The organism is Pseudomonas sp. S12(2018) (genome assembly GCF_024355235.1).
In the GTDB taxonomy this organism is placed as follows: domain Bacteria; phylum Pseudomonadota; class Gammaproteobacteria; order Pseudomonadales; family Pseudomonadaceae; genus Aquipseudomonas; species Aquipseudomonas palmensis.
The window spans coordinates 61,042-86,703 of the sequence record NZ_QLAD01000014.1; the positions used below are offsets into that span (position 1 = coordinate 61,042).

The following is a 25,662-nucleotide window of genomic DNA, read 5'->3' on the forward strand; positions in this document are numbered from 1 at the left end:
ACCGGCAATGCTCACGCCCAGCGAGCCAATGGCCGAGGTCGAGGTGTCGGCGCCCGCCCGCACACCCACCACCGCACCGCCCTGGGCTGCACCGTCTGCACCCAGCGTGTCGTTGTCCAATACGTTGCCGGTGACCGTACCGCCCTCCACCACCGTGGTGCTGTCCGACTCTGCCCGTGGCACATCGTCCACGATCTTGATCACGATGGTGCTGGTGACGCTGTTGCCCAGCGCGTCGGTAGCCTTGTAGGTGAAGGTTTCGGAGGTGACCACATTGGCCCCGTCGTTGCCACCGCCCACCTGCGGCGCGGACGTCAGGGTGTACTTGTAGCTGCCGTCGGCATTGATCTGGATCTGCCCGTAGGCGCCGGTGCTGCTGCCCACCAGCGTGAAGGTCAGCGCGCCGGAGCCACCACCGACCGAGCCGGCCAGCGTTCCGGTCGCGGTCTCGCCCGCCGAGCCCGGGTTGCTGCCCACCACTGTGCCCGGCGCAAGGTCTTGCGGGTCCTGGACCAGGTCCAGGGCCTTTTCATACACCGTGACGCTGTCCGGGCAGGCGACGAGCTTGCTGTCGGTGACGTTGATGGTGATGGTCGTGGTGCTTTCGTCACCGTCCGCATCGCGGATGGTGTAGGTGAACACATCGGTCGCGCCCGCTGGCGGCACGGCGTTGGGGTCGGCCTTGTACACCGCCTCGCCGTTGGCGTTGAGCACCAGCGTGCCGTAGGTACCCGCAATGTTCACGCCCAGCGAGCCGATGGCCGATGTCGAGGTATCGGAGCCGGCCCGCACACCGACCACCGTGTGCTCGACCGGCGGGCGATCGGCGCCCAGGCTGTCATTGTGCAGCACGTTGCCGGTGACGGTACCGCCTTCGACTACCGAGGCGCTGTCGGGCCTGGCCTGCGGCACGTCATCGACAATGTTCACGTCCAGGCTGCCGGTGGCCTTGCTGCCATCGCTGTCGATGGCCACCACGCTGAAGCTCTCACCGATGTTGTTGATGCCCTGGCCAGCGGGATGAGCTTCGTTGTCGAGCAAGGTGTAGCTGTAGCTCACCACGCCTGTGGCGGGGTTGTAGCCGGTGATGGTGAGGGTATTGCCCAGCCCCGTGGTGATCGATTGCGGAAAACCACTGACCACCCCGCCGATCACCACGTTGATGCCCCCGACGGTAAGCGTGTGCAGGCCATCGGGGGCATGCACGGTAAAGCTGCCGCTCTGGGTCAGCGCGCCATTATCGGGGCTTGAGCCATCGGCCAGGTTCTTCTCGTACACGGTCAGTTCACCGCCATTCACCTCCAGCCCGTCCAGTGTCACCGGGTGGTCGATGGGCGGCTCAACCGGCGGGATCACCGGCGGCACGAAACCGCCAGGGCCCTGGTCATCACCCCGCGCGCCAATCCAGGGTTCGGGAATCTCGGGGATGCTGTTGAAACCCGCCGTCGGAAAGCCGATCACCGGGTCCAGGTGCCCTCCCACCTCGGTGAGCTGCACGAACGAATGGCCGCCGCCCAATGCGCTTGGCGAACCGCCGTTGCCGGGGCCCGCCGCCGGAGCTTCGCCCTCCTGGCTGGGGTCGGCGCCCGCCGCAATGGCCTGCTGCAGTTTCTCCACATCGGTCAGTTGTGCCTGGCTGGGCGTCACCGTCTCGGGCGCGTTCACATGCGAGGCATGGTTGGCCAGCAGGTCGGGAGACAGCTGCAGGCTGCTGTCACGGCCCAGGGTCAGCTCGGCACCGTTTTCCAGGTGCACCGCCACTGCCCCGGCCGCGCCGGTTTCCAGTTGTTCCCCGGCATAAAGGCGGTCGCCTTCCACCAGGGCACGTCGACCGCCATCGGCCGCTACCGCGAATACCTGGCCAACAACCTTGCTGACCACACCGATTAAATTAGCCATGAGCATGCCTCCATTGCCGAAGGTTTTCGCAAACACGTGCCGGGGTATCGCGAAACCTGGCGCGGGCAATGCCCGGCCGACTCGGAGAACAACCTTGCGACCGCACGCACCGATCTCAACGAAATCAATGCATTCGGCCTGCCCATGCTCCGGTTAAGTCACGCTGCGATCTGGCAATCGGCCATGAGCCAAAATTTTGTCGCCATATTTCGCTGCGTTGACCTCCCCTCCGCTCACTCCATACCCAATGCTGCAAAAAACGAGGAACTTTATTGGACGCCCTGACAGGCCAACATCTGCGCCTGTTTTCGAGCTATCTGAAGAGAACAATGTCTTGCTTTGAGTACAGCGCATAAGTTTTTTTTCGCATATCGGTTATGAGAAATACTTCTTAGGTTGGCCGTTAAATGTTCTTAGCTCTGTTGTTACAAGCCTGAAACGGTTTGACCTCCATTTTTCGTCATTTTTTTGGCGATTGAGAGACCACAAGAAATCAGGGAGATGTCATCCATGCGCGTTTTGACCCCCATCAGCAGCGCGATTCTGTTCGCCATGATCTGTGCCAACGCGCAGGCCATGTCCTTGTCACAAGCCGTGCAGAGCGCCGTGGACTACCACCCGGAGAACAAGGCCGGGATCAACAGCCGGCTGTCCGCCGACGAGGATGTGAAGGTGGCCAGAGGGGGCTACTTTCCCACTGTCGACCTGGTGGCCGGCTACGGACGCGAACGTTCAGACAACACCAACACCCGCGGCTTCAACGCCGACGGCAGCCGCAATCACAACAAGGAAACCCTGAACTACACCCAGTCCGAACTGCGCCTGCGCCAGATGCTGTTCGACGGCTTCAATACCGCCAATGAAGTGGGCCGCACCGAGGCCGTGGTCAATTCACGCGCCTACTACGTGCAGGCCACCTCCGAGACCATCGCCCTGCGCGCCATCGAGGTGTACCTGGAAGTGCTCAAGCGCCGCGAGCTGGTGACCCTGGCCAAGAACAACCTGCAGGCACACCTGCGCGTCAACGACCAGATCGGCCTGCGCAGCGAGCGCGGCGTGGGCAGCAATGCCGACCTTGATCAGTCCACCGCACGCCGGGCGCTGGCCGACAACAACCTGTACACCGCCCAGGTCGACCTGGCCGATGCCGAAGCCAACTTCATCAGCGTGGTCGGGCGTGCCCCCGACGAGCTGGAAACCCCGGTGTCGATCAAGGGCGAGATGCCCGGCGACCTGACCCAGGCGCGCCAGGCCATGCTGCAGAACAACCCCTACCTCAAGTCGGCCCAGGCCGACATCCAGGCCGCCGAGCAACAGTACGAAGTGGCCAAGTCGCCGTTCTACCCGCGCCTGGATGCAGAGCTCGCCACCGGCGCCAACAACAACATCGCCGGTGAACCCGGGCATGCCAACAGCGATTGGCGAGCCGGCGTGGTAATGAGCTACAACCTGTTCAAGGGCGGCAGCGACAAGGCCCGCCTGCAGTCGGATGCGCACAAGATCAACCAGGCCATGGACATCCGCAACAACGCCTTGCGCACCCTCAACGAAAACCTCGCGCTGTCGTGGAACGCCATGACCAACGCGCGCCTGCAAACCCCGACCGCACGCGAATACGCCGACACCACCACCCGTGTGCGCGCCGCCTACCAGGATCAGTTCGGCCTGGGCCAACGCACCCTGCTCGACCTGCTCGACAGCGAGAACGAGCTGTACAACGCCAACCGTCGCTACACCGAAGTGCGCTACACCGAGGAGTTCTCGATGTACCGGGTGCTGGCCAACATGGGCGAGTTGCTGAGCAAACAGAAGATCTCGCTGCCACCGGAGGCCATTGCACGCAGCGAAGTCAGAAGCGACGCCACCCTGCCGGACCTGCGTTGAACACGTTCGACCGCCCGAGGAGCCGCCCATGACCAGCATGCAGCCGGCCGGCACCGCCGACCCGCGCCAGAGCTTCGATGACCCGTTGCTCGACGGGCTGCTGATACTGTGCAAGCTGCACGGCGCTGCGGTCAGTCGCAGCAGCCTGTGTGCCGGCCTGCCGCTGGCCGAACAGCGCATGAGCCTCGACCTGCTGCCGCGCGCAGCGGCCCGGGCCGGCCTGCAGGCACGGGTACTGCGCCGCGAGCTGGGCGCGATCTCGGCGCTCAACCTGCCGGTGCTGCTGTTGCTTGCCGATGGCCGCAGCGCCGTGCTGCGGCGCTGGGGCGAGAACGACCAGGCCCTGATACTGCCCAGTGAAGCCGAAGGCGGCGAGCAGTGGGTCAGCCGCCAGGAGCTGGCCGACGTCTACAGCGGCCAGGCCCTGTTCGCACGCCCGCGCCACGAGGTCGAAGACCTGCGCACACCGCTGCTGCCCAGGGTCAACGCCTGGTTCCGTGACACCCTCAAGCAGTCGCGCTGGCTCTACAGCGACGCCTTGCTGGCCAGCCTGCTGATCAACCTGCTGGGCCTGATGGTGCCGCTGTTCGTGATGCAGACCTACGACCGGGTGGTGCCCAACCAGGCCACCTCCACCCTGTGGGTGCTGGTCATCGGCCTGATGCTCGGCACCCTGTTCGAGCTGGTGCTGCGCGTGGTGCGTGCGCACCTGCTGGACCAGGCCGGCAAGAAGACCGACCTGATCCTGTCGGCCACCCTGTTCGAGCGCATCACCGGCATGTCGATGAAGGCCCGCCCGGCCACCATCGGCGGCTTCGCCCAGAGCATCCACGACTTTCAGGGCCTGCGCGAATTCCTCACGGCGGTGACCCTGACCAGCGTCATCGACCTGCCCTTCGTGGTGCTGATGCTGCTGGTGATCGGCCTGCTGGGCGGCTGGCTGGTGGTGATTCCGCTGGTGGCCTTTCCGATCACCATCGCCTTTGCGCTGTTCATCCAGGCACGCCTGCGCGATACCGTGGAAAAAAGCCTGAGCCTGGGCGCGCTGCGCCAGGCGCTGCTGATCGAGACCCTGGGCGGCCTGGAAACCCTCAAGGCCTGCGGGGCCGAAAGCGAGCGCCAGCACCAGTGGGAAAGCACCCACGGCGCCCTCACCCGCCTCGACGTACAGGCGCGCAACCTTTCGGCACTGGCCACCAACGGCACCCTGTTCATCCAGCAGCTGTGCGGCATGGCCACCATCGTCGCCGGGGTGTACAGCATCATTGCCGGCAACCTCAGCGTGGGTGCCCTGGTGGCCAGCTACATGCTCGGCAGCCGCGTGCTCGCACCACTGGGCCAGATCGCCGGGCTGATCACCCGCTACCAGCAGGCCCAGCTGACCATGCACAGCACCGACGCGCTGATGGCCCTGCCCCAGGAACGCCCTGCCGGCCAGCAGACCTTGGAGCGCACCCAGTTGCACGGCGCGCTGCAGGTCAGCCAGGTGACCTTCCGCTACAGCGGGCAGAACGCCGCAGCGCTGGACAACGTGAGCTTCACGGTCAAGCCGGGCGAACGCATCGGCATCATCGGTCGCAGCGGCTCGGGCAAGAGCACCCTGGCACGCCTGCTGATGGGCTTCTACGAACCCGAAGAGGGGCAGATCCTGCTCGACAACCTCGACCTGCGCCAGCTCGACATCGCCGACCTGCGCCAGCAGCTCGGCTACGTGGCCCATGACCTGCCGCTGCTGGCCGGCAGCCTGCGCGACAACCTGACCCTGGGCGCACGCTACGTCAGCGATGCGCGCATGCTCGAAGTGGCCGAGATGACCGGCGTGAGCGAACTGGCCCGCCAGCACCCGCAAGGCTTCGAACGGCCGGTGGGCGAGCGCGGCATGCTGCTCTCCGGCGGCCAGCGCCAGACCGTGCTGCTGGCCCGCGCGATGCTGCTGGAACCGCCGATCCTGATCCTCGACGAGCCCACCAGCCATATGGACAACAGCAGCGAAGACCAGCTGCGCCAGCGCCTGCACGGCTGGGTGCAGGGCAAGACCCTGCTGCTGGTCACCCACCGCACCTCGATGCTCAGCCTGGTCGACCGCCTGGTGGTGCTGGACAACGGCAAGGTGGTGGCCGACGGGCCCAAGGACGCGGTCATCGACGCACTGCGCAAGGGCCGTGTCGGCTCTGCACTCTGAGGGGTATCAGCATGTCTGCATTGTCCGGCCTGGGCGATTACATCCGCAGCTTCGGCAAGACTGCCGAACGCGAGTACATGCCGGACCTGGCCGGCGCGACGCTGCAGGACTCGCCCCGCCTGTCGCGCATCACCGTGTGGCTGGCGGCAGGCTTGCTGCTGGTGGCACTGGTGTGGGCCAAATTCGCGGTGCTCGATGAAGTCACCATGGGCGAAGGCAAGGCCATCCCGTCGAGCAAGGTGCAGGTGATCCAGAACCTGGAGGGCGGCATCGTCACCGAGATCTTCGTGCGCGAGGGGCAGATGGTGAACAAGGGCGACACCCTGCTGCGCCTGGACGACACGCGCTTTCTGTCGAACAAGGGCGAAAGCGAAGCCGACCGCTATGCCCTGACCGCGCAGGTCGAGCGCCTGTCCGCCGAGGCCGAGGGCCGCCCCTTCCAGCTTTCGGAGGTGGTACGCAGCAAGGCCCCGCAGGTGGCCGAGGACGAACTGTCGCTGTACCAGTCGCGCCAGCGCCGCCTCACCAGCGAGAAACAGACGCTCAACGAGCAACTGCGGCAGAAAACCCAGGAGCTGGCCGAGTTTCGCTCCAAACTGGAGCAGTACCGCTCGGGCCTGGCATTGCTGCAGCAAGAGCTGAACATGTCCACGCCGCTGGTGGGCACCGGCGCGATTTCGCCGGTGGAGATCCTGCGCCTCAAGCGCAGCGCGGTGGAGGCTCGCGGCTCGCTGAACGCCACCAGCCTGGCGATTCCGCGGGCCGAAGCGGCGGCGGCGGAGATCCGCAGCAAGATCGAGGAATCCGAGGCAGGCTTTCGCTCGGAGGCGGCCAAGGAACTCAACGACAAGCGCACCGAGCTTTCGAAGATCACCGCCACCAGCATCGCCATCGACGACCGTGTCACCCGCACCACCGTGGTGTCGCCGGTGCACGGCATCATCAAGCTGCTCAAGGTCAACACCATTGGCGGTGTGGTGCAGCCGGGCAGCGACCTGCTGGAGATCGTGCCGCTGGAAGACAACCTGCTGATCGAGGCCAAGGTGCGCCCACAGGACGTGGCCTTTCTGCACCCCGGGCAGACCGCGATGGTCAAGTTCAGTGCGTACGACTACACGATCTATGGTGGCCTGAAGGCCAAGCTGGAACTGATCGGCGCCGACACGGTGACGGACGACAAGGGCAACGCGTTCTACCTGATCCAGGTGCGCACCGACAAGAACCACCTGGGCGGGGACAACAAACCGTTGCTGATCATCCCGGGCATGACCGCCACGGTGGACATCATCACCGGGCACAAGAGCGTGCTGGATTACCTGCTCAAGCCGGTGCTCAAGGCACGCACCGAGGCGTTGCGCGAGCGCTAGCGCCCATCAACGCAGGTGGTTGCGCTCGTAGGTCTGTTGCCCCATCGCCGCAATCTGCCCCTCGATCAGGGCATCGAACGGCCGCAGCAGCGCATCGAACAGCGCCGGCGCCTCCAGCACGTTCAACGCCTGCGTCACTGCCTCGATGGTCGACAAGGCGCCCTCCCCGGGTGCCTTGCGCAACCGGTAGCGCGACGGCTGCAACGCCCCCAGCGTGACCCGTGGCAACGTTGCCAGCAAAGGGTTCACATGCAGCAACTTGCGCGCCTTGCGCCAGGTGCCGTCGGGCACCACCAGCAACCACGGTCGCTCATCGCCAGCATAAGCCTGCAGCGCCTGCGCGCCCTCACCCGGAAACAACAGGCCGGTGCGATACCCCGGCTGCGTCAACCACTGCTCGAGATCCTCGAACACCTCGCCCACCCGCAACTCGGCATTGCGCAGGCCAAGCGCCGCCAGCCTGGCGGTGTTCAAGGCATGGTTTACTTCGCTGGGATGCTGCAGCAGCAGTAAACGGGTGCGGCTATCCAGGCGGGGGATCAACGCGCAAAGGCAATGGGTTTGTGGGCGCAGGCAGCGCTCGCAGTGAATTCTGGACATCGGGTTCTCCTGGGGCGCGAAGTGTGCCACAGCAGGCCCGCGAAATACCGCACCGCCCTGGGTCAACGCGCGGATTCAGCGATTGAAGCGTTCGGCCAGGCTGTACAGGTAGTCGGCCATGCGCTGCAGGTCCTGGCTGATCTCGGCGCCCTGCTTGGCCTGCCCGGCGCTGTGGTCGCACAGCTGGGCGATGCGCGTGATCTGCTGGTTGATGTCTTCGGCCACATGGCTCTGCTGTTCCGACGCCGTGGCCATCTGCTGGCTCATGCCGGTGATGCGGCTGACCGCCTGGCTGATGCCCACCAGCGCGATCTGCACGGCCTCGACACTGTGCACGCTGTCACGCGAGATCTGCTCGCCGCGGCTGGCACTGCTCACCGCCCGCTCGGCCCCGGCACGCAGGCTGGCGATGATCTGGTGGATTTCCTCGGTCGAGACCCGCGTGCGCTGCGCCAGCGACCGCACCTCGTCGGCCACCACGGCAAAACCGCGGCCCTGCTCGCCGGCCCGCGCCGCCTCGATGGCGGCATTGAGCGCCAGCAGGTTGGTCTGCTCGGCGATCGAGGTGATCACATCCACCACGCTGCCGATGGACTGGGTTTGCCCGGCCAGTTCGTTCACCGCCTGGCCGATCTCGGTCACCGCATCGGCCATGCTGCCCATTGCCTGCAGGCTTCGTTGTGCCAGGTCGCTGCCCTGGCGGGCTAACTGGTCGGCATCGGACGCCGCCGTGGCGGTGTCCTGCACGTTGTGGGTGACCTGCTGGATGGTTGCCGCCATCTGCGCAATGGCGGCCGCCGACTGGTCGGTCTCGCAGCGCTGGCGGTCGAGCATCTGCGCCTGGGCCCCGGACAGGTCGCTCGATTGCGTGGCCCGTGCCTTGACCCCGACGCCGGCGTCCACCAGCCGCGTGAGCGCGGTCTGCAGGCGCGCTTCCTCGCTGATGATCGCCAGGTCCAACTGCCCCTGCAGGCCCCGGTTGTCACTGTAGGTCAGCGCTACCAGCGGGCTGGTGAAGGCCCTGGGGTGCTCGGCCAGGGTACGCCGGATCATCCGGTCGTGATGGGCCTCGATCAGGTACCAGGCACTGAGCAGGCTGGCCATCAACACGCCCAGCGCCGCGTACTGGGGCAGCCACAGGTAGCCGGCGGCCGACAGCAGCGCCGCCCCTACCAGCGGCCAGCCCAGCTCCAGTTGCACCGCTGCACGCGCGGCCCAGGACATGGCGCCCCGGCCCTGGCGCAAGCGTGCATACAACGCCGTGGCTCGACGGATCTGGTCCGGGGTGGGCACCGAGCGCACCGACTCGTAGCCACTGATACGGCCATCCTCGTAGATGGCCGTCACGTAGGCACTGACCCAGTAGAAATCGCCGTTCTTCGCGCGGTTCTTGACCACCCCCATCCAGGGCTTGCCTTGCTTGAGGGTGTCCCACATGTGCCCGAACACCGCGGGCGGCATGTCCGGGTGGCGTACAAGGTTATGGGGCTGGCCCACCAGTTCGTCGTAGGTAAAACCGCTGATGCTGACGAAGGCGTCGTTGCAGTAGGTGATGCGGCTGTTGAGGTCGGTGGTGGATATCAGGCGCTGATCGCTCGGGAAGGTTCTTTCATGCTCAGTGACGGGCAGATTCGTACGCATCTCGGCGATCCCTGCTTGGAAGATGTTGGGAATTTTCAACAAGCAAGAACAGGTTTAGCAGAGCATTTACGGGCTTGTAGGGCTTGTCTGAAGGATTTTTCTTCTATTTGCGCAAAAGATTTTCATGCGCATCCGATCAGGCTGGCGTGAGCTGCGCCTTGAGGCGGTCGCGAAAGGTCTGGATCAAGGGTTCGCGGCTGCGGCCCCGGCGAATGATCAGCGAGAACGGCGCCTGATAGCCGAAGGTCGCCGGCGACAGCACCCGCAGGTCGCCCTTGTCCACCCAGGCCTGGGCATAGTGTTCAGGCAGGTAGCCGATGTAGGCCCCCGACAGTACCAGGATCAGCTGTGCCTCCATGCTCTCGACCGTGGCGGCGCTGTGCTTGAAGCCGTGGCGGGCCAGTTCGGCCTGGCTCCAGTAGCCTCGACCGACCATGCGCTGCTGGGTGATCACCTGTTCGGGAATGCGCCGCTCGGTGAACAGCGAATGCCGGTTGCTGCAGTACAGCCAATGCTGCTCGCGGTACAACGGCTGATACACCAGCCCGCTCATGCGCGTGGAGAAAGCGCCGATGGCCAGGTCCATGCGGTTGTCCTGCACCCCCAGTTGCAGTTCGTAGGGGCTGGACACCGACAGGTGCAGGTGCACGGCCGGGTGTTCGAGGCTATAGGCACCGATGGCGTCGGCCAGCGGCAGTGCGCGATCGCCGACCGTGGAGTCGATCACCCCCAGGTTCAGGGTGCCGCGCAGCTCGCCCTTGAGCGCCGCCGCGTACTGCTCGAAACCGTCCATTTCGGCCAGCAGACGCAGGGTCTCCTGATGGAACAGCTCGCCCTTGCTGGTGAGGCTGAAGCCGCCGCGCCCACGGTGGCACAGCACGATACCCAGCGCCGACTCCAGCTGGCTCATGTAGGTACTGATGGCGGACGTGGACAGGTTCAGCTCGCGCTGGGCATTGGCGAAGCCCTGGTGGCGTACCACGCTGACGAAGATGCGCAGCAATTTCAGATCAGGCAGGGCCGAGGCCATGGCAAGGGCTCCAACAGGGCAACGAATACGCGCCAGTCTACCCGCTGATCGCCATTAGTTCATGAAAACCTGAAGTAAGTATTTGCCTGTAGCGATTCTCTTGGCGCACTACCTTTTGCAGACTCTGCGCCAATGCACCTGTCCTCGCGCATTGCTGCACCTGTTCGCAGGGTGGCCGGACAGGTTCCAACAACTAGAACAATCCAAACCGTGAGGCCCGACCGTGGACAAGATTCTTCACCAACCACTGGGCGGCAACGAAATGCCGCGTTTCGGCGGCATCGCCACCATGCTGCGTCTTCCCCACCTGCCCAGCGCCGCCGGCCTGGACGCTGCCTTCATCGGCATCCCGCTGGACATCGGCACCTCGCTGCGTTCCGGCACCCGCTTCGGCCCGCGCCAGATCCGTGCCGAATCCGTGATGATCCGCCCGTACAACATGGCCACCGGCGCCGCCCCGTTCGACTCGCTGTCGGTCGCCGACATCGGCGACGTGGCAATCAACACCTTCAACCTGCTCGACGCGGTGCGCATCATCGAAGAGGCCTACGACGAGATCCTCGAGCACGACGTGATCCCCATGACCCTGGGCGGCGACCACACCATCACCCTGCCGATCCTGCGCGCGATCCACAAGAAGCACGGCAAGGTCGGGCTGGTGCACATCGATGCCCATGCCGACGTCAACGATCACATGTTCGGCGAGAAGATCGCCCACGGCACCACCTTCCGTCGTGCCGTCGAAGAAGGCCTGCTGGACTGCGACCGCGTGGTGCAGATCGGCCTGCGCGCCCAGGGCTACACCGCCGAAGACTTCAACTGGAGCCGCAAGCAGGGCTTTCGCGTGGTGCAGGCCGAGGAGTGCTGGCACAAGTCGCTGGAGCCACTGATGGCCGAAGTGCGTGAAAAGGTCGGTGGTGGTCCGGTTTACCTGAGCTTCGACATCGACGGCATCGATCCGGCCTGGGCACCGGGCACCGGCACCCCGGAAATCGGTGGCCTGACCACCATCCAGGCGATGGAGATCATTCGTGGCTGCCAGGGGCTGGACCTGATCGGTTGCGATCTGGTGGAGGTCTCGCCGCCCTACGACACCACCGGCAACACCTCGTTGCTCGGCGCCAACCTGTTGTACGAAATGCTGTGTGTTCTGCCTGGCGTAGCGCATCGCTAACGGCCATCGGCCTGGAGTTTCACCCCCGGATGGAGCCTTTCGGCGGGCCGTACACGCGGCCCGCTTGCGGATGAATGACGCCTGGCGCACGCCACCGGCGATCGATCTCACCATAATAAAGATAATCGGAGACACCCCATGGCCTTGGACATATTCGTTGTACTGATATACGCCGCCGGCATGCTGGTACTGGGCTGGTTCGGCATGCGCCGCGCGAAGACCCACGAAGACTACCTGGTGGCCGGGCGCAACCTGGGCCCGAGCCTGTATATGGGCACCATGGCCGCCACCGTGCTGGGCGGCGCCTCTACCGTCGGCACCGTGAAGCTGGGCTATGTGCACGGCATTTCCGGCTTCTGGCTGTGCGCCGCGCTGGGCCTGGGCATCATTGCCCTGAACCTGTTCCTGGCCAAGCCGCTGCTGCGCCTGCGCATCTTCACCGTGACCCAGGTGCTGGAAAAGCGCTACAACCCTATGGCCCGCCAGGCCAGCGCCGTGATCATGCTGGCCTACGCCCTGATGATCGCCGTGACCTCTACCCTGGCCATCGGCACCGTGCTGCAGGTGCTGTTCGACCTGCCGTTCTGGGGCGCCATCCTGCTCGGTGGTGGCGTGGTGGTGGTCTACTCGACCATTGGCGGCATGTGGTCGCTGACCCTGACCGACATTGTGCAGTTCGTGATCAAGACCGTGGGCCTGATGTTCATCCTGCTGCCGATCTGCCTGTACCGGGTGGGCGGCTGGGACGAACTGGTGGCCAAGCTGCCGGCTGCCAGCTTCAACCTGACCACCATCGGTTGGGACACCATCATCACCTACTTCCTGATCTACTTCTTCGGCATCCTGATCGGCCAGGACATCTGGCAGCGCGTGTTCACTGCCCGTGACGAAAAAGTCGCCCAGCGGGCCGGTACCACGGCCGGTGTGTACTGCGTGATCTACGGCCTGGTGTGTGCCCTGATCGGCATGTGTGCGCATGTGCTGCTGCCTGACCTGGGCAATGCCAACAATGCGTTTGCGGCGATCGTGAAGTCAGCGTTGCCCGACGGCATCCGTGGGCTGGTGATTGCCGCGGCCCTGGCGGCGATGATGTCCACCGCCAGTGCCGGCTTGCTGGCTGCCTCCACGGTGCTGACCGAAGACCTGCTGCCCAAGCTGCGTGGCGGCAAGCAGTCGAGCCTTGGCATCAACCGGTTGTTTACCTTGCTTACGGGTATTGCGGTGCTGGGGATCGCGCTGGTGGTAGTGGATGTGATCAGTGCATTGACCCTGGCGTACAACCTGCTGGTGGGCGGCATGCTGGTGCCGTTGATCGGGGCAATCTACTGGAAGCGTGCAACCACGGCCGGGGCAATCACCAGCATGGGGCTGGGGTTCGTGACGGCGCTGGTGTTCATGTTCAAGGATGGGATGGATGCCAATACGCCGATCTACTACAGCCTGGCGATCGGGTTGGTGAGTTTTGTGGTGGTGAGTTTGATGTCGCGTCGGCCGGTAGGCGCGGTGAATCTGGCATAGGACGCCCCGCCCGGGTAGCGGGGCGGAGGGTCATGGACGACCTGTAGGAGCGGGCCTTGCCCCGCGAAGGCAGCAACACGCCTGGGTCAGCAATAGGCTCTGTAACATCGGCAAGCGCAGGCTTATCCAGCATGGATGCAGCCAGCAAGGGCCCCTTCCGCTCTTACAGCGGCTTACTTTTTTCTTGGAAAAAGTAAGCAAAACCGCTCCCGTCCATCATCCGGCCCTACGCTTCGCTACGGGTCCCCTCATTCCACCCACGCTCCGTGGGGCCACGCCGAACGGGCATCCCTGCCCATCGGCGCTTTACGGGCCATCCATGGCCCTTCACCCCACTACGCGCAGGTTCCATTCGGCCTCCTGGGGGACGGGAAGATCAAAAGCCAAAGCCAAAGCCAAAGCCTTTCAGAGATTTTGTGGGAATGGGGACGGCTGAAAAATCGCAAAAGAATACCGACGCATTGCGCAATGCGTCGGTTTCAGCAGCACGCTAGCGCCGAGGTTGGCGTTTGCGTTGCTCCTCATCGGTAGGGATCGGTACAGGCTGCATGGGTGGCGGGACAAGCCCCAGTGCCACAGCCAGGTCGTGGAGCCAGTTGAACAGATCGTTTCTCATAACTCCCCCTCACGGGTCATCTGCGCGCGAAGTACGGCGGCGGCGCTACAAACTCATCATAGCCCCATGTGCAGCATCACGCCCGGGTAAAAACTTCTCTATTGATTTCAGTCAGGCACGCAGGGCCACCTCGGCATCATCGCTCACCTGCCCCTTCACCGCTTCCTGCACCGCTATCCAGGCACTCAGGTTGGCCCCGCACATGCCCTTGCGCCACATCAGCCAGGTGGTGGTCTGGTCGAACGGCGACTGCAACGGGTGCACCGTGACCCGTTCACGGCCCGGCAGGCTTTCAAGCATCGAGGTCGCCATCAACGCCACACCCGCCCCGGCGATCACGCAGGCAAGCATGCTGGGATACGATTCGATTTCCATCACCCGCCCCATCGCCGCACGATCATGGGCGTACCAGGCCTCCAGCCGCATGCGGTACGAGCATCCCTGGCGAAACGTGAACACCGCACGCCCAGCCACGTCCCGGGCACTGTGCACCGGCGGGTGGTCGGCCTCGGTGAGCAGCACCAGGGTCTCCTCGCACAAGGGCACCCCGTCGAGCCCGGCCAGGGCCAGCGGTCCATCCACCAGCGCCGCGTCGAGACGCCCGCTGAGCAGCCCTTCGAGCAATTCGCCGCTGGGGGCGGTCTGCACCTGCAGGTTCACCGCCGGGTAAGCTCGGTGATAGCGCGCCAGCAGCTCAGGCAGATGAATGGCCGCTGAACTGTACATGCTGCCCAGCACGAAATTCCCCGCCGGCTCGCCCCCCTGAACCGCCGCAAAGGCTTCGTCATGCAACGCCAGCATGCGTGCGCTGTAGTCCAGCAGCACCTTGCCAGCCGGAGACAGCTGCAGGCGCTGGCGCTCGCGCCGAAACAGCTCCACACCCAGTTGCTCTTCCAGCTGGCGCAGGCGCGTGGACAGGTTGGAGGGCACGCGGTGCAGGCGCTCGGCCGCGCGGGTGATCGACCCCTCTTCGGCGACCGCCTGAAAGATGCGCAGTTGACTCAGCTCCACGGCAATTCTCCAAAGCAGAACAAGTTCCTCATCATTATTCAATTTTTATGAAAGTCAACCCGCAGTAGCCTGACGGTCAACGCTCATCGCACAGGAACCCGACCATGTCCTCGACAATGCGCCTGCTGGCCAGCTTCGTTGCCCTGATGATGGCCATGGGCATCGGCCGATTCGCCCTCACCCCGCAACTGCCGCACCTGATCAGCGAAGGCCAGATCAGCCTGACCGCCGCCGGGCTGGTAGCTGCCGCCAATTACCTGGGCTACCTGCTCGGCGCCCTCGACGCGATGTTCGCGCACCGCCCCGCCCAGGTGCGCAGGCGCCTGCTGGCCGGGTTGTGGCTGTGTGTGCTGCTGACCCTGGCCTCGTTCTGGGCCCACGGGTTCTGGCCGCATATGGCGCTGCGCCTGGGCACCGGCATCGCCAGTGCGTGGGTGGTGGTGACGCTCACCGGCATGACTCAGCACCTGGCCGCTCAAAGCCGGCAACCGCGTCTTGGCGCACTGGTGTTCGCCGGCCCTGGCATGGGTATCCTGCTCACGGGGATGCTGGCACTGGGCGCCAATCTGCAGGGGCTGGGTTCGGCACCGCTGTGGCTGATCTACGCCGCCGTGGCGCTGCTGATGCTGCTGGTGATCCAGCCCGCGCTGCCACGCCCGCAACCAGTCCCCGCGCACAAGGCCACCGCGCAGGGTGCGACACCCGGCATCGGACGGCTGGGGCTGATCTATGCACTGTACGGGGTGGGATACATCATTCCGGCCACTTTCATGTCACAGATGGCCAGCGCACGTTTTCACGGCCAGTGGCTGGCCGACCTGTTCTGGCCGGCCTTCGGCCTGGCTGCCGCCATGGGTGTGGTGCTGGTCAGCCTGCGCCGCCCGCACCACGGCAGCACGGCGCGCTGGCTGATGGCAACGTTGTGGCTGCAGGCCGCTGGGGTACTGGCCTGCCTGCTGGGCAGCGGCGCCGGCCTGGCGCTGGGTGTACTGCTGTGCGGCACGCCGTTTCTGGCCTGCATGCAGTTGGTGATGCAGCGCTCGCGCGAACTGGCCCCCCACGCCACCCACCGCAATGCCGGCCTGCTGACCACCTGCTTCGCCCTCGGCCAACTCAGCGGCCCGCTGCTGGCGGCGTTGAGCAATCAGTTCAGCGCCAGCCTGCAACCGGCGCTGGTAGTGGCCGCCAGCGGCCTGATCATCGCCGGGGCCCTGCTGTTGCGCCCGGCTACTGGCCGAGCAGGCGCCGCAGACGCCTGCGTACCCACTGCTCGGCACTGACCAGGGTAATGCCCAGCAACACGCAGACGGCGCCCAGGATGAAGTTCAGGCTCAACGGCTCGCCCAGCAGCAACACGCCGAACGTCACCCCGAACAACGGGGTGATGAACGAGAACACCGCCAGGTTGGACGCCAGGTAGCGACGCAGCAGCCAGAACCAGGTCAGGTAGCTGAAGAACGACACCACCACCGCCTGGAACAGCACGCTGCTGATCGATGTGGCGGTCAGCGTCACATGGCCGACCTGCCCGGTCAGCACCGCGATCAGCAGCAGGCCGACGAAGCCGACCATCAGTTGGTAGAACAGGGTAAGGGTAGCCGGTGCCTCCGACAGGCGCGAAGCCCGCACCACGACGGTGGTCGCGCCCCAGGCCATGCCGGCCATCACGCCCATCGCATCGCCCAGTAGCATGCGCCCATCGAGGTTGTCCAGCGACAGCCCGCCGGCAAAGGCCACGGCAATGCCGGCGAACGCCAGCAGGATGCCGAGCCACTGCAGCGGGCGCAGGCGCTCGCTGGGCAGCATGAAGTGCAGCCCCAACGCAGTGAACACCGGCGCGGTGTAGAGGAACACCGACATGTGCGCCGCGGACGTCAGTTGCAGCCCTTCGGCTATCAGCAGGAACTCCAGGCCGAACAGCGAACCGGCCAGCAGACCGCCCTTCCAGGTGGTGCCCAGCTGTTCCCAGCCACCCCGCCAGCACATCAGCAACGCGACCATCAGTGCCGAGATGCCCGAGCGCGCGGCGGCCTGCATCACCGGTGCGATGTCCGGCGCAGCCCACTTGATCATGACCTGCTGGATGCCCCAGATCAGGCACAGGCCCAGCATGACCTGCAGAGCGAAGGTGTCGGTATTCTTACGAAGGGCGCTCAAGGGCGACCCCCATTATCGCGGCACGGCATGGCAGGCTCTCGGCAATAGTGGATCCAGCGCCGATTATCAGCGCCTGCTGCCAGCGATTACCAGCCCGATCAGGCGATTTGTGCCTTTGACGCCACTTCGTCGAAGGTCGCCTCATCCAGTGCATCAGCCTGCTCGTTCAACACCTGGCGCGGATGATCATTGCCCGGGATTGCGCTGTCGATAAGGCTGAGCAGGCGCGAGCCTCGTTGGGTAAGGACGAAGTTCTCGCCATTGCCCCCTTCCTCTTCAGGGCGCGTCTCGATAAAGCCGCGCTCGAACAGCAGCTTCTCGTATTCGCAGGCCTTGGTCTTCAGATGATCAAGCTCCGGCACTGCATCGCCTTTGGCAGCCAGGCCGGCAGCATGCTGCTCGGCATACGGGCGCGGGGTAAAGCTGTGGCCGGCGCCGTTCTGCACTTCGTGCAGCAGGCGCTCCATCAGGTCCCAGTCATAGGTAGTGCTCATCGGTCCAACCTCCAGCAAGGGGATGTAAGGGTGTGACAGGCGCGCGCGGCAGCGGTTCGACTGAACTTTCCGGCCGGCACAGCCCTCCACCGAACACCTTCGCCCGTAATGGAACACGAGGTCCGACCATGAAAACGCTGATGAGCATCACCGCTGCCGCTGCCCTTCTATTTGCCGTGCCCACCTGGGCCTGCACGCTGGAAGAGGCCACGCAGAAACGCGAGGAGCTGGCCAAGGAGGTCAGCAAACTGACGGAGCAGAACCCGCAGAAGGCCAAGGAGATCAATGAAGAACTGCAGGGGATGAAGCTGGGAACCGAGAGCAAGGACCTGCCGGACAAATGCCAGCTGATCGACAAGCGCATGCAGGAACTGAAGGCGGCAGAGAAGAAAGTCTGAATCGAGGATGACGCGTTCGCTGGCAAGACAGCTCCTGTAGGAGCCGGCCTTGCCGGCGAATAGGCCCTGCAACCTTACTCGGCAGCCGGTGCCGGCTTGCGCTTCTTCAGCGGTGCCATGCCGTCCTGGCTCACCAGGGAGGGAGCATTGGGCTTGGGCTTGGCGGTCGGCTTGCGTTTGGCCACCACCTTCTTGTCGGTCTTCTTGTCGGTCTTTTTCTTCTTGACCCCGGCGGCCTTGCCCGACGCCTTGACCTTCTTCGGCCCGGTATAGGTGCCTTTGACTTCCTTGATGGTGCGGCGCTCGAAGCTCTGCTTGAGGTAGCGCTCGATGCTCGACATCAGGTTCCAGTCACCATGGCAGATCAGCGACACTGCCAGACCTTCGTTGCCGGCGCGCCCGGTACGACCGATACGGTGTACATATTCGTCGCCGCTGCGCGGCATGTCGAAGTTGATCACCAGGTCCAGGCCGTCCACGTCCAGGCCACGGGCCGCGACGTCGGTCGCCACCAGCACCTTGGCGCCGCCCTGCTTGAGGCGCTCGATGGCCAGCTTGCGGTCCTTCTGGTCCTTGTCGCCGTGCAGCACGAATGCCTTGATGTCCTTGGCCACCAGGTGACCGTAGATACGGTCGGCCATCACCCGGGTATTGGTGAAGATGATTGCCTTCTGGTAGGTCTCGTTGGCCAGCAGCCACTGCACGATCTGTTCTTTGTGCTGGTTGTGGTCGGCGGTGATGATCTGCTGGCGGGTGCCGTCGTTGAGCTGGCTGACGGTGTTGAGCATCAGGTGCTCGGGGTCTTTGAGTACCTTGCCGATCATGTCGCGCAGGCCGGCACCGCCAGTGGTAGCCGAGAACAGCAGGGTCTGCTCGCGGTTCGCGCACTCGTTGCACAGACGCTCGACGTCTTCGGAAAAGCCCATGTCGAGCATGCGGTCGGCTTCGTCCAGCACCACCGCCTGCACATGTTCAAGGTGCAGGTTGCCGGCATTGAGGTGTTCGAGCATGCGCCCCGGGGTGCCGACCAGGATGTCCGGCACCTTGCGCAGCATGGCGGCCTGTTCCTTGAAGTCTTCACCACCGGTGATCATGCCGGCCTTGATGTAGGTGAACTGGGCGAAACGCTCGATTTCCTTGAGGGTCTGCTGGGCCAGCTCGCGGGTCGGCAGCAGCACCAGGGCACGGATCTCGACACGGCTCTGCTTCAGGTCCACCAGGCGGTTGAGCACGGGCAGCATGAAGGCGGCGGTCTTGCCGCTACCGGTTTTCGCCGTCACCCGCAGGTCACGCCCTTGCAGCGCCAGGGGGATGGCCGCCGCCTGCACAGGCGTGGGCTCGACAAAGTTCAGTGCGGCCACGGCTTTGAGCAGGCGTTCGTGCAGGGCGAATTGGGAAAACACGGGTGTACCTCGGGCAAGTGCAGAAATTCAGCCATATAGGGTAACGTTTTCCGGCGCTCACGCCGAATTTCTTTTGGCATTGTCACGACTTTCCGCGTTCTAATTGCACTTCCACTCTTTTTGCGGACACCTTTACTAAGGCATGGATATTCAATTGTTCTGGCAAAACGCCCTGGATCTGTGGGGCACCCTCGATCAGCACCCGCTGCTGCACGCCGGCCTGGGCCTGGCGGTACTGCTGCTGGCCGCCCTGGTACTGGGGCGTGTGGCACGCTTCATGATCCTGCACGCCGTCCGGCTGCTGAGCCGCCAGCCGGCCCTGCACTGGCTCAACGACCTTCTGCACAACAAGGTATTCCAGCGCCTGGCGCAGATGGTGCCCTCGCTGGTGGTGCAGTTCGGCCTCAAGCTGGTGCCGGAGCTCAGTGCCACCAGCCAGCATTTTCTGGGCAACGTGGCGCTGGCGTTCACCATCCTGTTCCTGGTGCTGGCCATCAGTGCACTGCTCGATGCCCTGCTCGATATCTATGCCCGCACCGAACATGCGCGTACCCGTTCGATCAAGGGCTATGTGCAACTGGCCAAGATGGTGCTGTTCGTGTTCGGCGCGATCATCATCGTCGCCACCCTGATCGACCGCTCGCCGTTGTTGCTGCTGTCGGGCCTGGGTGCGATGTCGGCGGTGATCCTGCTGGTGTACAAGGACACCCTGCTGTCGTTCGTGGCCAGCGTGCAACTGACCAGCAACGACATGCTGCGCGTCGGCGACTGGATCGAGATGCCCCAGGTGGGCGCCGACGGCGACGTGGTGGACATCACCCTGCACACGGTCAAGGTGCAGAACCACGCGTGAGCTCCCGCCATTTGACACATCTCGTGAGCTCACCTTGAATGGACAGACATCTCCACCAGGATGATGTCCATGACCTCCCAAGCCCCCCCTCAAGCCCCCCCAGAATCCACCGCCTTGTACTCCAAGGTGCTGCTGAGCAACGTCCAGCTCTGGCAACCCTGTGACCCAGATCAAGCCATGGATTGGGTAGGAGGTATCTCAGAGGACGGCCTCAGCATCGAGCCCTACCCTGTCAAAGCCCTTCCCTACCAGACGGCCACTATCAACACGCTTTACGTGATCCTTCAGCCTGACGGAAGTATCTGGCGCGACGGCAGCCTGTACCTATTCTGGCTCTCAGCAGAGCAAGGCAGGAAAACGGCAACGGTCGAGAACATCGCAGGCGACCTGTGCGACTTCATGAACAAGATGCAGGAGGGTGAGCGGGACTACCTGGAGTTTGAAGGGGAGACATATAGACGGCCCACCTACTACTACCAAGCTCAGATGAAGAAAGCCGTCATGCGAAAGATGCGCGGGGGCACGGCCGCGAACGGTGAGAAGCTCGGAAGGGGGACTGCAAATCGAAAGATCACCAGCATGATTGGCTTCTATCGATGGCTGGTGAATACAGGGCGGTTCAACCCTCAGCAGGCTATGTGGCAAAGCACGACAAGGCATATCTCATATACCGACCGTCATGGCTTCCAACAATCAAAGGAAACTATCTGCACGGATCTAACCCTCAGGCGGACAGCTGAGATACCGACTGGTGATTACATTGAAGACGGGGGAAAGCTATATCCCATCAACCGTGAAAACCAGCGGGCACTGATCGCGGCATTGGTGCGGCTAGCCAATCCCGAGATGCTACTGATATACGTCGTCGCCTTGACCACGGGCATGAGAATTCAGTCTATCTTGAATCTACGCTTCCATTGCGTCCGGCAGGACGTAGGTTCACCAGATGATCAAAATCGGAATGCGTTGTATGCGATCTCGATTGGAGGAAAAACCAATGTGGATGCGAAAAACAACAAAGAGCAACTTGTACTCATACCCGCTTGGATGCATTACCGACTCACGATCTACCTGAACTCTCAGCGATACAAGGACAGAGCCATGAAATCAGCTATCGAAGATATTGCCGACCAGTACGTTTTCCTCACGAGAACGGGCAAGCCATACTACGTGGCCGAAGACGATATCGAACTTTTTGAGTACTCCAATGAGCGTGGATCAGCGATTCGTCAGTTTGCCACGAAGATTCGAGAGGAGCTGAAGAAAGCAAATCAGGAATTCAAATACCAATTCCACGACCTGCGTGCCACGTTCGGCATGAACTTAATCGAGGACAACATGAAAGCATTAGAAAAGGGTGAAGTGTCGCAACTCGACCTACTGGATTTAGTTAGAAGAAGACTAAACCACAGTAGCATCAACGTAACCATGCGCTACCTGAGGTTTAAAGACAATCATGCTCTAACTGCCAACGCCCAGTCAGAGTTTGAGTCTCACCTTGAGGGCGTTATCAATGAGGAAATGAGACGACATGAGGGTATTCGATCGTAACGTTTATGAAGTCGACATTCAGGCATTAGAGCTCGATGATTGCCAGCGAATCATCGCTTCAAGTCCTATCGAAGGACTTATTCTCAAGTGCACGGAAGAACGTAGTTTCGATATCGGCGCACTTTGCTATCAAAATCGCGACAAGGTCACCCGAGCGCTCATCAAGTCGGTAGATCATGACTCCCTGCGTCCCGAGCGCATGGAGGCCGTCCGCGCATGGGTGGTACATAAGATCACGCTCTTCTACACCAGCAAAAGCGCCTACACCATTTATCAAAATGCAACCGAGCTCAACGGCTTCTTTAACTGGGCAGACAAAAGCGAGTTTGAAGATTTCCTGACATCCCCCGAGAGTTATCATCAGGCTCTGCAAGCGTACACACAGTATTTAAATCAAGAGACCGGCAGAAAAAAAGTAATATTTACGGCGAATCGCTTACAGTCAGAGGCGTTACGCAGCGGGCCAGTTTTCTTTCCAAATACTACGGTCAATTTCCGCGATGACCTCCCAATGATCTCCAACAAGAGCGGAGCTCAAAAACCAACCGAGCCCCCGCTGGAAAAAGAGATTGAAGCCTACCTTACCACTTGCCAATATCTTTTTGATGGCCTGACCGATTTCCTACTCAACTTCAAAAAATTTCCTGCCCAAATCCCATTCATGACCGAATACCTTTGGCTGCTCCCGGGTGAATACCCCTATGTAAGCGAGCAAGTATTAGCTGAAACATCCAAAGTACGCCTTAACATCAAGTGGGACTACGTGACCGGGAGGGTTCGCACTCTTGATGAAGCCACCAAGCTTAGCTCTAGGCCGGAATATCAGGTGCGCTATGACCTCGAAGATGCGCATGCAGTACTGCAGAAAGCCAACAGCGACCGACGTCACGAGAAACGCATGCGACTCGCAAAACTCGCGCATGATGCTTTCATCCCTTTGTTTGCAGCAAACAGCGGGCTGAACGAGCAGTCTCTGAGAGATCTAACATTCAACAGTAGTTATGAAACCTTTGATTCTGAGGAACAAGGGTTTGTAGGCATCAAGCTGCGCGCTTGTGGACGGGAAGTGAATTTCACCATCAAAAAGACTTTCATGAAGCAATTTGACAAGTACATACGCTTACGGAAATTCATTTGTCATGAGATTGAGCACGAATTTCTTTTCGTGGGCATGACCATCTACGGTCAAAGCGTCGGCGGCCAGGTGCGCCCCGCCGAAATACAAAAACACAACTCCCGAATCGAGAGTCATTTAATTACAAACTTTGAAGGTTTGAGCTACCAGACGCTCAGAAAGTACAAATGCAACTTCTTGCTTTCCAAAGGTCACTCAGTCCAAGTAGTGTCGGCTCTGATGCAAACAAGTGAAACCACAATACTCAAGAGTTATGCTCAAGCCAATGAAACGACGGCAATCGCTGAGATCACAGCGATGATCAAGCGTTTGGTTGGGCTGCTTGATGATTATCGCGGCGAGGAAATTCCTGCTGGGGATTGCGCCGGCAGCAACGGGCGGGCGGAAGCGATCCCACCGCCTCCAGACTACGAACCCAACTGCAAAAATTTTGAGGGTTGCATTTTCTGCAGCCAGTTTCGGACTCATGCCAACGAGCCTTCAATTCGCAAGCTGCTCAGCATGCGTTTCGTCACCTTGGAATACTTGAACTCATGCGCCGACAAGAACCATTTTGACAAGGTTCATGGTGCAGCTGTCGCGCAGATTGATCGGATCATTGCTGAGCTCCTTGAGGAGCGTCCCGACATGGCGAGTGTGGTTGATCGGATTAAAGCAGAGATCAGCAACAACTTCGAGCTATCTGATTACTGGAAGCGCTTCTACCACCGAATGGTTCAATTGAGGGTGATGAAATGAGCACTAAACGTAAAGCTTTCGTCAGCAGCTCTGCTTTCCCTCTCAAGAAGGCGCACTTGCAAACCGATGCTTATTACGGGATGACCCTATCTCGTATTGGCCCTGGCCTGGTTATATCCCGATCGGAAGACGGCTCGATCATTTCACTCTTTGATGATGACGAATGGTTTCTCCCTGCGTTCGACTTTAGCGTCAAGGACAAACCATACTTTAATTTTTTTCCATTCCGGCAGGAGGGTAAGTTTAACTCAGAGAATATTGCCACCTGCAAACGACTACTCACGATCAAAATGTTTTCCACAAAGTCGAAGACCGGCAAGGCTATTCGCTTACCCACAATGCAGTCACTTCTCACAGCACTTAATCACTTAAGAACCTTTAGCGACAAGCGCAGCATGCGAATCGAGGAGATATTTGGCAAAAAATCCATATTTGAAGAAATGCAAGCAAGCCTGCCAACCTCTTACAACAAATCATTATTGGGCTTGATGCGAACACTGGTGAGTATCGACAGTGCAGACAGAGGATTCCTGATCGATGGCTCCATTTTGCCGTTCTTCGAAAAAGCCACTCGTGATTCACGAAAGGAAGGCGATCAGTATGCTGTGATACCCAGCAGGATCCTTTGGGCCAAGTACAAGCAGTACAAAGAGCGCCTCGATGACTACCTCAAAGACAAGAATGCCATACACAGCTTTATAGAAGCATCAATTGACAATCGATTCTTCGGAAGATCCGATCGTGCTCGCTTCATGTATCAGAATGAATTCATGTTGCTGCCGGCTGAAACACGAGCAACTCAAATTCTAGAACCGCTGACTTTCTGGAAGGCGATTGACAAGTACAAACTGACGAGACTGGCTAAAAAGTACAACTGGAGCTCAACTATGAGCCCGTCTAGATTTTTGTCACTAGTCCAATACTGCGCAAAATGCTTGATTCACCTGTTCACCCTCATGCGAGACAGCGAGGTATTGAATCTCCCAGTAGACTGTTTGGAGCCAATTCGAGGCTGGAATGATGAAGCGCTATATCTATGCGGTACATCTACTAAGCTTGAGGGTGAAAAAACGGATGCAAAATGGATCACGACCGACGATATTCGAGAGCCTGTACAAGTTCTTCAATCCATTCAAAAACTGGTAGCAGGCCACGTAGAATCCGACATAAAAGTAGACTGGCTGCTTCTGGCTGCGTCCAATTTGCCATATTCTGGCAACTCGTCAAAAAAAGGCATAGCCATTGCTAAAAATCTTGAGGCCCGGCTTCCCCCTGCAATCATTACTGACGCAGATATTCGCGAGCTGGAAACAATTGATCCGTATCGAAACTGGCGTGATGACAAGAAGTTCAAGGTCGGTCAGCCCTGGCGTATCACTTCACATCAATTCCGCCGCTCGATCGCAGTGTTTGCTGGTCAGAGCGGCTTGATCACCCTACCCTCACTCAAACGCCTGCTCCGGCACATCACTAAAGCCATGTCGACCTACTACATGAAAGGTTGCTCAGCCAAGAACTACCTGTTCAGCGACATCAATCCCAAGCTCACCCTTGAGCTCAAGCGAGCCAAGGAAGAAGCCGATGCGGCGCTGTTCATTCGTGATGTGCTCAAGTCTGCAGAGCAGATGTACGGCCTCGCCGGGCGTCGAGCCATGGAGATGCGAAAAGAGTCTCCCTGGCTGGCCGGCACAGAGGCGCAGACAAATCAGCAAGTGAAGCTTGGTTTGATGGCGTACGAGGAAACTCCTGCAGGAGGCTGCACCTCTCCTACCCCTTGCGATAAACGTGCCCATGCGAAGATGGATACTTGCTTAGGGTGCAAGCAGTTTGTGGGACAGGAATCCAGGATGGATGAAACAATCGAGATCATGGAATTTGATCTAGCAGGGCTCAAGGTTGGAACTATCGAGTACCGCGCCGAGCTTCAGAACTTGAAAGACTTCAAGGCCTTGCGTGCCCGCATCTGAATCGCCCCTGGTTTCCTAGACACTCTCCAAGCTCAGAAAATAGC

General features: G+C 61.4%; 19 protein-coding genes and 1 pseudogene. 11 read left to right on the forward strand and 9 right to left on the reverse strand.

The genetic code is table 11. From position 1 onward, the window contains the following. On the reverse strand, window positions 1-1,899 hold a 1,899-nt coding region (locus DN388_RS24745; protein ID WP_255002721.1), incomplete at its 3' end, for a retention module-containing protein. Window positions 1,900-2,409: 510 nt separating this feature from the next. On the opposite strand from DN388_RS24745, the gene DN388_RS24750 reads away from it, so the two are divergent. The 3 genes from DN388_RS24750 to DN388_RS24760 are packed head-to-tail and all read left to right on the forward strand — an operon-like array spanning window position 2,410 to window position 7,332. Further along, window positions 2,410-3,783, forward strand: a complete 1,374-nt coding sequence (locus tag DN388_RS24750) for a TolC family outer membrane protein (protein WP_043864130.1) — start codon at window positions 2,410-2,412, stop codon at window positions 3,781-3,783. Between the two features lie 28 nt (window positions 3,784-3,811). Continuing rightward, entirely contained in the window at window positions 3,812-5,965 is a 2,154-nt protein-coding gene (locus tag DN388_RS24755; RefSeq protein ID WP_100634661.1) for a type I secretion system permease/ATPase, read from the forward strand. An 11-nt stretch (window positions 5,966-5,976) separates the two neighbouring features. Beyond that, window positions 5,977-7,332, forward strand: coding sequence for an HlyD family type I secretion periplasmic adaptor subunit (locus DN388_RS24760; protein ID WP_043864132.1), 1,356 nt, complete (start codon window positions 5,977-5,979; stop codon window positions 7,330-7,332). Between the two features lie 6 nt (window positions 7,333-7,338). Here the strand turns inward: DN388_RS24760 and DN388_RS24765 are convergent, their stop codons facing one another. From DN388_RS24765 to DN388_RS24775, 3 genes are all read right to left on the reverse strand, one after another. Then, entirely contained in the window at window positions 7,339-7,932 is a 594-nt protein-coding gene (locus DN388_RS24765) for a tRNA-uridine aminocarboxypropyltransferase (RefSeq protein ID WP_100634659.1), read from the reverse strand. 75 nt (window positions 7,933-8,007) lie between these two features. Next, complete coding sequence (locus DN388_RS24770; RefSeq protein WP_100634657.1) at window positions 8,008-9,573, reverse strand: PAS domain-containing methyl-accepting chemotaxis protein; 1,566 nt, start codon at window positions 9,571-9,573, stop codon at window positions 8,008-8,010. Window positions 9,574-9,709: 136 nt separating this feature from the next. Continuing rightward, window positions 9,710-10,603: a LysR family transcriptional regulator gene (locus tag DN388_RS24775; protein WP_255002726.1), complete on the reverse strand. Its 894-nt coding sequence runs from the start codon at window positions 10,601-10,603 to the stop codon at window positions 9,710-9,712. Window positions 10,604-10,826: 223 nt separating this feature from the next. Between DN388_RS24775 and speB the strand changes: the two genes are divergently transcribed. Continuing rightward, complete coding sequence (gene speB, locus DN388_RS24780) at window positions 10,827-11,777, forward strand: agmatinase (RefSeq protein WP_043864136.1); 951 nt, start codon at window positions 10,827-10,829, stop codon at window positions 11,775-11,777. A 138-nt stretch (window positions 11,778-11,915) separates the two neighbouring features. After that, entirely contained in the window at window positions 11,916-13,295 is a 1,380-nt protein-coding gene (locus DN388_RS24785) for a sodium:solute symporter (RefSeq protein WP_043864137.1), read from the forward strand. A 490-nt stretch (window positions 13,296-13,785) separates the two neighbouring features. Here DN388_RS24785 and DN388_RS25385 read toward each other — a convergent pair whose 3' ends face one another. After that, window positions 13,786-13,911, reverse strand: coding sequence for a PA1414 family protein (locus DN388_RS25385; RefSeq protein ID WP_286900691.1), 126 nt, complete (start codon window positions 13,909-13,911; stop codon window positions 13,786-13,788). A gap of 111 nt (window positions 13,912-14,022) precedes the next feature. Then, on the reverse strand, window positions 14,023-14,922 hold the full coding sequence (locus tag DN388_RS24790; RefSeq protein WP_088514513.1) for a LysR family transcriptional regulator: 900 nt from the start codon (window positions 14,920-14,922) through the stop codon (window positions 14,023-14,025). 104 nt (window positions 14,923-15,026) lie between these two features. On the opposite strand from DN388_RS24790, the gene DN388_RS24795 reads away from it, so the two are divergent. Beyond that, window positions 15,027-16,202 (forward strand): MFS transporter, encoded by a 1,176-nt coding sequence (locus DN388_RS24795; protein ID WP_123753018.1) that lies wholly within the window; start codon window positions 15,027-15,029, stop codon window positions 16,200-16,202. Here the strand turns inward: DN388_RS24795 and DN388_RS24800 are convergent. Both DN388_RS24800 and DN388_RS24805 read right to left on the reverse strand, forming a co-directional pair. Then, window positions 16,150-17,079 (reverse strand): DMT family transporter, encoded by a 930-nt coding sequence (locus DN388_RS24800; RefSeq protein ID WP_043864141.1) that lies wholly within the window; start codon window positions 17,077-17,079, stop codon window positions 16,150-16,152. The two genes, DN388_RS24795 and DN388_RS24800, sit on opposite strands and share 53 nt — an antisense overlap. A gap of 98 nt (window positions 17,080-17,177) precedes the next feature. Beyond that, on the reverse strand, window positions 17,178-17,573 hold the full coding sequence (locus DN388_RS24805) for a hypothetical protein (protein ID WP_043864142.1): 396 nt from the start codon (window positions 17,571-17,573) through the stop codon (window positions 17,178-17,180). Window positions 17,574-17,701: 128 nt separating this feature from the next. On the opposite strand from DN388_RS24805, the gene DN388_RS24810 reads away from it, so the two are divergent. Further along, a complete protein-coding gene (locus tag DN388_RS24810; RefSeq protein WP_043864143.1) occupies window positions 17,702-17,971 on the forward strand; it encodes a hypothetical protein in 270 nt (89 codons plus the stop codon). 74 nt (window positions 17,972-18,045) lie between these two features. Here DN388_RS24810 and DN388_RS24815 read toward each other — a convergent pair whose 3' ends face one another. Beyond that, complete coding sequence (locus DN388_RS24815; RefSeq protein WP_043864144.1) at window positions 18,046-19,374, reverse strand: DEAD/DEAH box helicase; 1,329 nt, start codon at window positions 19,372-19,374, stop codon at window positions 18,046-18,048. Between the two features lie 142 nt (window positions 19,375-19,516). On the opposite strand from DN388_RS24815, the pseudogene DN388_RS24820 reads away from it, so the two are divergent. The 4 genes and pseudogenes from DN388_RS24820 to DN388_RS24835 all read left to right on the forward strand — a co-directional run. Then, a pseudogene (locus DN388_RS24820) lies at window positions 19,517-20,218 on the forward strand (mechanosensitive ion channel domain-containing protein); the annotation flags it as partial. Between the two features lie 78 nt (window positions 20,219-20,296). After that, the gene (locus DN388_RS24825) at window positions 20,297-21,778 is read left to right on the forward strand and encodes a site-specific integrase (RefSeq protein ID WP_255002734.1); all 1,482 of its coding nucleotides are present in this window, start codon (window positions 20,297-20,299) and stop codon (window positions 21,776-21,778) included. Next, complete coding sequence (locus DN388_RS24830) at window positions 21,759-23,651, forward strand: hypothetical protein (protein ID WP_255002736.1); 1,893 nt, start codon at window positions 21,759-21,761, stop codon at window positions 23,649-23,651. The genes DN388_RS24825 and DN388_RS24830 overlap by 20 nt, the downstream gene beginning before the upstream one ends. After that, a complete protein-coding gene (locus DN388_RS24835; RefSeq protein WP_255002738.1) occupies window positions 23,648-25,618 on the forward strand; it encodes an integrase in 1,971 nt (656 codons plus the stop codon). The genes DN388_RS24830 and DN388_RS24835 overlap by 4 nt, the downstream gene beginning before the upstream one ends. Window positions 25,619-25,662: the final 44 nt, after the last annotated feature.

Excerpts from the sequence above, each read along its gene's own strand:
- DN388_RS24750 (WP_043864130.1), top strand. The coding sequence starts at position 2,410 with ATGCGCGTTTTGACCCCCATCAGCAGCGCGATTCTGTTCGCCATGATC.
- DN388_RS24755 (WP_100634661.1), top strand. The coding sequence starts at position 3,812 with ATGACCAGCATGCAGCCGGCCGGCACCGCCGACCCGCGCCAGAGCTTC.
- DN388_RS24760 (WP_043864132.1), top strand. The coding sequence starts at position 5,977 with ATGTCTGCATTGTCCGGCCTGGGCGATTACATCCGCAGCTTCGGCAAG.
- DN388_RS24765 (WP_100634659.1), bottom strand. The coding sequence starts at position 7,932 with ATGTCCAGAATTCACTGCGAGCGCTGCCTGCGCCCACAAACCCATTGC.
- DN388_RS24770 (WP_100634657.1), bottom strand. The coding sequence starts at position 9,573 with ATGCGTACGAATCTGCCCGTCACTGAGCATGAAAGAACCTTCCCGAGC.
- DN388_RS24775 (WP_255002726.1), bottom strand. The coding sequence starts at position 10,603 with ATGGCCTCGGCCCTGCCTGATCTGAAATTGCTGCGCATCTTCGTCAGC.
- DN388_RS24785 (WP_043864137.1), top strand. The coding sequence starts at position 11,916 with ATGGCCTTGGACATATTCGTTGTACTGATATACGCCGCCGGCATGCTG.
- DN388_RS25385 (WP_286900691.1), bottom strand. The coding sequence starts at position 13,911 with ATGAGAAACGATCTGTTCAACTGGCTCCACGACCTGGCTGTGGCACTG.
- DN388_RS24795 (WP_123753018.1), top strand. The coding sequence starts at position 15,027 with ATGTCCTCGACAATGCGCCTGCTGGCCAGCTTCGTTGCCCTGATGATG.
- DN388_RS24805 (WP_043864142.1), bottom strand. The coding sequence starts at position 17,573 with ATGAGCACTACCTATGACTGGGACCTGATGGAGCGCCTGCTGCACGAA.
- DN388_RS24810 (WP_043864143.1), top strand. The coding sequence starts at position 17,702 with ATGAAAACGCTGATGAGCATCACCGCTGCCGCTGCCCTTCTATTTGCC.
- DN388_RS24825 (WP_255002734.1), top strand. The coding sequence starts at position 20,297 with ATGACCTCCCAAGCCCCCCCTCAAGCCCCCCCAGAATCCACCGCCTTG.
- DN388_RS24830 (WP_255002736.1), top strand. The coding sequence starts at position 21,759 with ATGAGGGTATTCGATCGTAACGTTTATGAAGTCGACATTCAGGCATTA.
- DN388_RS24835 (WP_255002738.1), top strand. The coding sequence starts at position 23,648 with ATGAGCACTAAACGTAAAGCTTTCGTCAGCAGCTCTGCTTTCCCTCTC.